8 protein-coding genes and 1 tRNA gene are annotated in these 6000 nt (G+C 51.8%); 5 read left to right on the top strand and 4 right to left on the bottom strand.

Going from position 1 to position 6000, the window contains the following annotated elements:
• Positions 1 to 284: 284 nt before the first annotated feature.
• The 4 genes from csgD to csgG are packed head-to-tail and all read left to right on the top strand — an operon-like array spanning position 285 to position 2626.
• A complete protein-coding gene (gene csgD, locus URZ40_RS20290; protein WP_028012677.1) occupies positions 285 to 935 on the top strand; it encodes a biofilm master transcriptional regulator CsgD in 651 nt (216 codons plus the stop codon).
• Between the two features lie 4 nt (positions 936 to 939).
• A complete protein-coding gene (gene csgE, locus URZ40_RS20285) occupies positions 940 to 1329 on the top strand; it encodes a curli production assembly/transport protein CsgE (protein WP_048998812.1) in 390 nt (129 codons plus the stop codon).
• Between the two features lie 23 nt (positions 1330 to 1352).
• Complete coding sequence (gene csgF, locus URZ40_RS20280) at positions 1353 to 1766, top strand: curli production assembly/transport protein CsgF (protein ID WP_116340728.1); 414 nt, start codon at positions 1353 to 1355, stop codon at positions 1764 to 1766.
• Positions 1767 to 1792: 26 nt separating this feature from the next.
• Complete coding sequence (gene csgG / locus URZ40_RS20275) at positions 1793 to 2626, top strand: curli production assembly/transport protein CsgG (protein ID WP_028012674.1); 834 nt, start codon at positions 1793 to 1795, stop codon at positions 2624 to 2626.
• 43 nt (positions 2627 to 2669) lie between these two features.
• Here csgG and URZ40_RS20270 read toward each other — a convergent pair whose 3' ends face one another.
• From URZ40_RS20270 to ghrA, 4 genes are all read right to left on the bottom strand, one after another.
• Complete coding sequence (locus tag URZ40_RS20270) at positions 2670 to 3152, bottom strand: DUF1097 domain-containing protein (protein ID WP_162874951.1); 483 nt, start codon at positions 3150 to 3152, stop codon at positions 2670 to 2672.
• Positions 3153 to 3248: 96 nt separating this feature from the next.
• Positions 3249 to 3803 carry a molecular chaperone gene (locus URZ40_RS20265; RefSeq protein WP_116340732.1) on the bottom strand — a complete coding sequence of 185 codons (555 nt, stop codon included), beginning with the start codon at positions 3801 to 3803 and terminating at the stop codon, positions 3249 to 3251.
• A gap of 20 nt (positions 3804 to 3823) precedes the next feature.
• Complete coding sequence (locus URZ40_RS20260) at positions 3824 to 4561, bottom strand: phosphatase (protein WP_028012671.1); 738 nt, start codon at positions 4559 to 4561, stop codon at positions 3824 to 3826.
• Between the two features lie 84 nt (positions 4562 to 4645).
• Positions 4646 to 5584, bottom strand: coding sequence for a glyoxylate/hydroxypyruvate reductase GhrA (gene ghrA, locus URZ40_RS20255; protein WP_320721052.1), 939 nt, complete (start codon positions 5582 to 5584; stop codon positions 4646 to 4648).
• Between the two features lie 232 nt (positions 5585 to 5816).
• Between ghrA and URZ40_RS20250 the strand changes: the two genes are divergently transcribed.
• A tRNA-Ser gene (locus tag URZ40_RS20250) sits at positions 5817 to 5904 on the top strand.
• The last annotated feature ends 96 nt before the right edge of the window (positions 5905 to 6000 follow it).

Here is a 6000-nt window from a genome sequence, read left to right as displayed (position 1 = left end):
ACTATTTACATGTACAACTTTCATATCAAATAACAACATTAAAAATCTGCAATTTACACAAATTAATATTGATTTTTACATCTTGTTACATGATTAACACTTGCTTTAAAACTCGTAAAAGCTAGATTGAAATTAGATGTGCGAAATTGGTTTTATATTTACCTCCCTGTGGAGGTTATGTTCTGTTTCTACACACAGCAGTGCAACATCTGTCAGTACTTCTGGTGCCCTCTTGTTTACAGAGAGGGCGGCTGTCAGGTGCCAAAAATAAGTGGGGTTTCATCATGTATAATGAAGTCCATAGTTTACATGGTCATACATTACTGTTGATCACAAAACCTTCTCTGCAAGCGACAGCTTTATTACAACATTTAAAGCAATCTTTATCACTGAACGGGAAATTGCATAATATTCAACGTTCTTTTGATGATATTGCGCCTGGCAGCATCATTCTGTTTGATATGATGGAGGCCGATAAAAAGCTTATCCATTACTGGCAAGATAACTTAAGCAGGAAAAACAATAATATCCGCGTGTTATTATTGAATACGCCTGATGAATATCCTTTCAGAGATATTGAAAGCTGGCCGCATATCAATGGCGTGTTCTACGTCACTGAAGAAGAGGTTCGGGTGGTAGATGGTCTGCAAGGCATATTGCGCGGCGAATGCTATTTCTCGCAAAAGCTGGCCAGCTACCTCATCACGCACTCCGGAAATTACCGCTATAACAGTTCGGAATCAGCGCTGCTCACCCACCGTGAGAAAGAGATCCTGAACAAATTACGCATTGGTGCTTCAAATATTGAAATCGCCCGTTCGTTATTTATCAGCGAAAATACGGTGAAGACGCACCTTTATAATCTTTTCAAGAAGATAGCTGTTAAAAACCGAACTCAGGCTGTTTCATGGGCAAACGATAACCTCAGGCGTTAATGACATGAAGCGCACGTTGAGTTGGATCGCCGCAGCGAGTCTCCTGCTCGCTGCTGGGAACCTACAGGCCGTTGAGGTCGAAGTTCCCGGATTGTTAACTGACCACACGGTCTCATCGATCGGGCACAGCTTTTACCGGGCCTTCAGCGATAAATGGGACAGTCCCTACACGGGTAATTTAACAATCAACGAGCGGCCCAGTGCACGTTGGGGAAGCTGGATAACCATAACGGCCAATCAGGACGTTATTTATCAAACGTTTTTATTCCCCTCGAAAACAGACTTCGATAAAAACGTAGCCTTAGCACTGGCTCAAACTGAAGACGCTATTAATCGCCTGCAAATAGATAAAGCCCTATTAAGCACCAGCGATTTAGCAAAAGATGAGTTCTAGCGAACCGATATGCGGAGGCTGTCATGCGTATTGCATATGCAGTTGTTTCGATCATGCTTATTGCTCCCCTGAGCTGGGCCGGAAATATGACCTTCCAGTTCCGTAACCCTAACTTTGGCGGCAACCCCAACAACGGTGCCTTTCTGCTGAATCAAGCCCAGGCACAAAACTCCTATAAAGATCCGAGCTATCAGGATTTTACCGTTGATACCCCTTCCGCACTGGATAACTTCACCCAGGCTATCCAGTCGCAGATTTTAGGGGGATTGCTGACCAACATTAATACCGGCAAACCCGGCCGAATGATGACCAACGACTTTATTGTCGACATCGCCAACAGGGACGGACAGCTCCAGTTGAATGTGACCGATCGTAAAACCGGAAAAACCTCCACCATAGAGGTTTCCGGCCTGCAAAATAATTCAACTGACTTTTAAACAATAGCTAAATAAGGACAACGATCATGCAGCGCTTCCTGATATTTGTTGCAGTGTGCTTATTGAGCGGTTGTTTAACTGCTCCACCTAAAGAAGCTGCAAAACCAACATTAATGCCCCGGGCCCAGAGTTATCGTGATTTAACCCATTTGCCTTCACCTACGGGCAAGATATTTGTCTCGGTATACAACATTCAGGATGAAACCGGGCAATTTAAGCCTTACCCGGCAAGTAACTTCTCCACCGCGGTGCCGCAAAGCGCCACCGCCATGCTGGTGACCGCACTGAAGGATTCGCACTGGTTTATACCGCTGGAACGCCAGGGGCTTCAGAACCTGTTAAATGAACGCAAAATCATTCGCGCCGCGCAGGAGAATGGCACCGTCGCGGACAATAACCGGATGCCTCTGCAGTCTCTGGCCGCCGCAAACGTGATGATTGAGGGTTCGATTATCGGTTACGAGAGTAACGTAAAATCGGGCGGCGTTGGGGCGCGCTACTTCGGTATCGGCGCGGATACCCAGTACCAGCTCGACCAAATTGCGGTTAACCTGCGCGTCGTTAACGTCAGTACCGGTGAAGTGCTATCTTCGGTCAACACCAGCAAAACGATACTGTCTTATGAAGTTCAGGCTGGGGTATTCCGCTTCATCGACTACCAGCGTCTGCTGGAGGGTGAAATTGGCTACACCTCTAACGAACCGGTCATGATGTGTCTGATGTCAGCCATTGAAACCGGCGTGATCTTCTTAATTAATGATGGTATCGATCGCGGGCTGTGGGATCTGCAAAACAAAGCGGACGTGCAGAACCCGATCCTGGTGAAATACCGTGATATGTCGGTGCCTCCGGAATCCTGACAGGCAGCGCATAAAAAAGGCGAGATGATTATCTCGCCTTTTTTTATTCACTCACCGCGGTGATGTTTTGCGTTTTTTCCCGTCGCGCCGCCAGCCAAAGGCCGCTGTTCTTCATGGCGTAGCCAAACAGCAGTCCCAGCGCCAGGGAAGGAACCACCAGCTTCCAGTCCCCCTGCCCGGCAAAGGTCGCGCAGGCCCCCATAAAGGTGCCCGGCACGAACGACAGCAGCAGATGCTTCGCCTGAATGCACATCAGGAAGGCGACAACCCCCGTCATGACGTACCCCAGCATCTCCAGATGCGGCGCCAGCGCGCTGCCCTTCATGATGACCAGCGCCCAGATCACGCCGCTCATCAGCGTGCAGCCTGAGATAAAGAGCCCTTTCAGCCCGCCCTGAGGACAGGCGAAATAGGCCGTGCAGCCCAGGAAGCCAGCCCAGCTTAATAAACCGAGAGACACCGCTACCCATCCCCAAACACCGGAGAGAATGCCTGTCGTGATCGCAATACAAAGTAATATGTTCATGGCGCGCATCTTAGCAGATGCGCGCCATAGAAATGAGATCGAAAGCACAGTACGTGCATGCGGAAATGTATCGTTGCAGAATTTTTGTGATGAAAATCACTCTTCAGCTTCTTCTTCCAGCTCGTCCCACATTGCTGCGATGGCGTCACGCGTCAGCGGGGCCAGCGTTCTCCAGAACGGAGAGGTGGCATGGGCTTCCACTTTACCCAGAAAGGTTCCGACCCACGGCAGCAGATACGTCTCGAAGAGGATCCCGATGGCTTCATTTTCATCGTCGCCTGCATTGTCTTCGATCCAGGAGGCTGCCAGCAGCAGCGTACCGATATGATCGGCTGGCGTATCGCTCAGCGGCATCCCGCGTTCGGAGAGAAATGCCCGCACTTCCGCTTCGGTCGCCCCTTCCTGCCAGGCCGAACGATACGGCGACACACGGCACTCTTCGCCTACGAACAGCGCGTTGTAGTCCGTTGAGATCTGCTGCATATCACAGCTTTTCTGCAGGCGTTCCAGTAACTCATCCTGTTCCAGCGGCCAGTTCTGCGCCAGCTTACCTTCGCGAATCAGCGTAAACAGCGGAACCAGCAGCGGATCCTGCGGCTGGCGATAATAGAGGGAGCCCAGCACGCGGCAAAGGATGGAGAATTCATTCATTATTTTATTCCGTTATTCAATTAAAGATCGGCAAATTCATCAATCGGCGCCATGCCGCGCGACTCAAGGAAATCGAGCATACGACGCGGCGTGACGTTCAGGATGCGTTCTTCCGGGAAATCCACATCCTGCAATATTTTCAGGCACTCGCTGAAATCCCCCAGTGTGAAGGCCGTGTGCGAATCAGAGCCCAGCGCCACCATGCCACCCGCATCACGCACGGCGGCAGCCACTTCTCGACAGTTGGCTTCACTGCCCTTACGCGAGTGCACGAACGAGGAGTTATTAATCTCCAGCGCCACGCGGTGTTTCGCCGCGGCCTGCGCCACGGCCTGAATATCAATCGGGTACTTCGGGTTGCCCGGGTGGCTAATGATATGCACATTGCCGCTGGCAATGGTGGCAATCATCGCCGCGGTATTGGTCTCTTTATCCTGCGGCGGGAAAACCGGCTCATGGAAACCGGCGAGGATCAGATCTAAGGAGGTCAGCATCGGGCCGGTGCAGTCAATTTCACCGTCGGTGTTTTTGATGTTCGCCTCAATGCCGCGCAGTATCCCGATGCCGTCCACCAGACGCGGCCAGATACGCATATTCACAAAATGCCAGTAGTGCGGCGCATCCGCCATATCCGGGCCGTGATCGGTTATCGCAAAAAGCTTGATGCCTTTAAGCTTCGCCTGAGCGATATAATCATGGAGGTTGCTATACGCGTGGGTACTGGCGACGGTGTGCATATGCAGGTCAACGGGATACATCTTTCTCTCCTCTGCGTTTTTTCCAAAGGATAGCAGTTATCAGCGGCGAATATTAGCAAAAACCCGGCGAACGCCGGGTTTCTCTCAGTAGCCGCGCTGTCTGTCGACCTGTCCGGTAACCGGGTTACCCTTCTCTATTTCACCGATCGTGTGCGAGATATAGGCCACCGCCTCGGCCGGTCGCGTGACGGCGGCCACGTGCGGCGTCATGGCCACGCGCGGATGTCGCCACAGCGGGCTTTCCTCCGGCAGCGGTTCACGGCTGTAAACATCCAGCATGGCGCCTTTAAGCTTCCCGCTGTTCAGCGCCTTCAGCAGATCCGGCTCGACCAGATGCACCCCACGCGCCAGGTTCATCAGGTAGCTCTGATCGACCAGCTGATTGAGCAAGGCTTCATTGATGATCCCTACCGTTTCCGCCGTATTGGGAAGCAGGTTGATCAGCACGCGCGTGCCGCTCAGGAAGGCCGGAAGCTCATCCGTTCCGGCAAAACTCTCAACGCCCGGATAATCTTTACGGCTGCGGCTCCAGCAGCGCAGCGGGAAGCCCCACGGGGCAAGCGCTTCAGCCACTTTTGAGCCCAGCACGCCGGCGCCGAGGATGCCGATTGTAAAATCTTCGCGACGGTAATCCGGCAGCGGCTCCCAGTGGGCCTGCTGTTTAAAGGCTTGATAATCGTCGAAGCGGCGGAACCAGTGCAGCACCTGGCTCACGGCATATTCCTGCATTTGCTGCCCCATTCCGGTATCTTCCAGGCGGAACAGAGGGATCTCTTCCGGCAGCATTTCAGGGTGTGCCTTCAGTTTGCTCAGAATGGAATCCACGCCAGCCCCGAGCGCGAAAACGGCCTTCAGCTTACGGCCCTGAAGCATTTCCACCGGAGGATGCCAGACCAGCGCGTAGTCGGCATGTTCGTTATCACCCCGCTTCCATTCACGAACGCGAGCGCCCGGCAGCGCCGCAGAAAGTGCTTCAATCCAGTAAGCCGTATCAAAAGTGGGGTGATAGAAGAGTATATCCATAGTCATTCCTGCCTTTTATTGCGCTGATTTAGTTTGCTTTTTAACTGGACGGTCAGCATAGCAAATTTATTGCGCGACTGTGTTGTTGATAAAAAAGACGCTTTCAGCACATTTAAGAATCATGTTGCCTGAAGTTTGTCTAAACGCGCTAAATTACTGAAAAAGTGAGTTGACGGCAGTTCGGCTTTTCCTTACATTAGCGCCCGTCCCGACAACAACGGGATGACAATATGGTGAGGTGTCCGAGTGGCTGAAGGAGCACGCCTGGAAAGTGTGTATACGGCAACGTATCGGGGGTTCGAATCCCCCCCTCACCGCCATATTTGAGATGAGAGCTCGTACGAAAGTACGGGCTTTTTTCTTTTATATTCTCCATAAGGGGAGGATGAGAACCCCCGACCGGGGTTCGACAACTG

Origin of the sequence: Enterobacter sp. 296B2 (genome assembly GCF_034106185.1) — a bacterium.
In the GTDB taxonomy this organism is placed as follows: Bacteria; Pseudomonadota; Gammaproteobacteria; order Enterobacterales; family Enterobacteriaceae; genus Enterobacter; species Enterobacter cloacae_N.
This window is presented reverse-complemented; position numbering and strand designations above follow the sequence as displayed.

What these genes read in the sequence shown, in the direction of transcription:
- csgE (WP_048998812.1), top strand. Translation starts at nt 940, where the DNA reads ATGAAGCGCACGTTGAGTTGGATCGCCGCAGCGAGTCTCCTGCTCGCT.
- URZ40_RS20260 (WP_028012671.1), bottom strand. Translation starts at nt 4,561, where the DNA reads ATGTATCCCGTTGACCTGCATATGCACACCGTCGCCAGTACCCACGCG.
- csgG (WP_028012674.1), top strand. Translation starts at nt 1,793, where the DNA reads ATGCAGCGCTTCCTGATATTTGTTGCAGTGTGCTTATTGAGCGGTTGT.
- csgD (WP_028012677.1), top strand. Translation starts at nt 285, where the DNA reads ATGTATAATGAAGTCCATAGTTTACATGGTCATACATTACTGTTGATC.
- URZ40_RS20270 (WP_162874951.1), bottom strand. Translation starts at nt 3,152, where the DNA reads ATGAACATATTACTTTGTATTGCGATCACGACAGGCATTCTCTCCGGT.
- URZ40_RS20265 (WP_116340732.1), bottom strand. Translation starts at nt 3,803, where the DNA reads ATGAATGAATTCTCCATCCTTTGCCGCGTGCTGGGCTCCCTCTATTAT.
- ghrA (WP_320721052.1), bottom strand. Translation starts at nt 5,584, where the DNA reads ATGGATATACTCTTCTATCACCCCACTTTTGATACGGCTTACTGGATT.
- csgF (WP_116340728.1), top strand. Translation starts at nt 1,353, where the DNA reads ATGCGTATTGCATATGCAGTTGTTTCGATCATGCTTATTGCTCCCCTG.